The organism is Nonomuraea sp. NPDC003804 (genome assembly GCF_040610675.1).
Taxonomy (GTDB): domain Bacteria; phylum Actinomycetota; class Actinomycetes; order Streptosporangiales; family Streptosporangiaceae; genus Nonomuraea.
The window spans coordinates 1-1,092 of the sequence record NZ_JBEXMT010000129.1; the positions used below are offsets into that span (position 1 = coordinate 1).

1 rRNA gene is annotated in these 1,092 nt (G+C 57.6%); it reads left to right on the plus strand.

Annotated elements, in window-relative coordinates:
* A 23S ribosomal RNA gene (locus tag ABZX22_RS45260) occupies positions 1–1,083 on the plus strand; the annotation flags it as partial.
* Positions 1,084–1,092: the final 9 nt, after the last annotated feature.

Sequence of the window (1,092 nt, forward strand, 5' to 3'; positions counted from 1 at the left end):
GACTGACGCCTGCCCGGTGCCGGAACGTTAAGGGGACCGCTTAGCCAGCGCAAGTTGGCGAAGGTGAGAACTTAAGCGCCGGTAAACGGCGGTGGTAACTATAACCATCCTAAGGTAGCGAAATTCCTTGTCGGGTAAGTTCCGACCTGCACGAATGGCGTAACGACTTCCCCGCTGTCTCAACCGCAGACCCGGCGAAATTGCACTACGAGTAAAGATGCTCGTTACGCGCAGCAGGACGGAAAGACCCCGGGACCTTCACTACAGCTTGACATTGGCGTTTGGAGCGTCTTGTGTAGGATAGGTGGGAGACTGGGAAGCTCGGACGCTAGTTCGGGTGGAGTCATTGGTGAAATACCACTCTGGTCGTTTTGAACGTCTAACTCTGGTCCGTGATCCGGATCGGGGACAGTGTCTGGTGGGTAGTTTAACTGGGGCGGTTGCCTCCTAAAGGGTAACGGAGGCGCCCAAAGGTTCCCTCAGCCTGGTTGGCAATCAGGTGTCGAGTGTAAGTGCACAAGGGAGCTTGACTGTGAGACTGACGGGTCGAGCAGGAGCGAAAGCTGGGACTAGTGATCCGGCGGTGGCATGTGGAAGCGCCGTCGCTCAACGGCTAAAAGGTACCCCGGGGATAACAGGCTGATCTTCCCCAAGAGTCCATATCGACGGGATGGTTTGGCACCTCGATGTCGGCTCGTCGCATCCTGGGGCTGGAGTAGGTCCCAAGGGTTGGGCTGTTCGCCCATTAAAGCGGTACGCGAGCTGGGTTTAGAACGTCGCGAGACAGTTCGGTCCCTATCCGCTGCGCGCGCAGGAGACTTGAAAGGGGCTGTCCCTAGTACGAGAGGACCGGGACGGACGAACCTCTGGTGTGCCAGTTGTACCGCCAGGTGCACGGCTGGTTGGCTACGTTCGGAAGGGATAACCGCTGAAAGCATCTAAGCGGGAAGCTCGCCTTGAGATGAGGTCTCCCACCACGAGAGTGGGTAAGGCTCCCTATAGACGATGGGGTTGATAGGCCGGAGGTGGAAGCGCGGTAACGTGTGGAGCTGACCGGTACTAATAGGCCGAGGACTTGACCTCAAAGCTTTT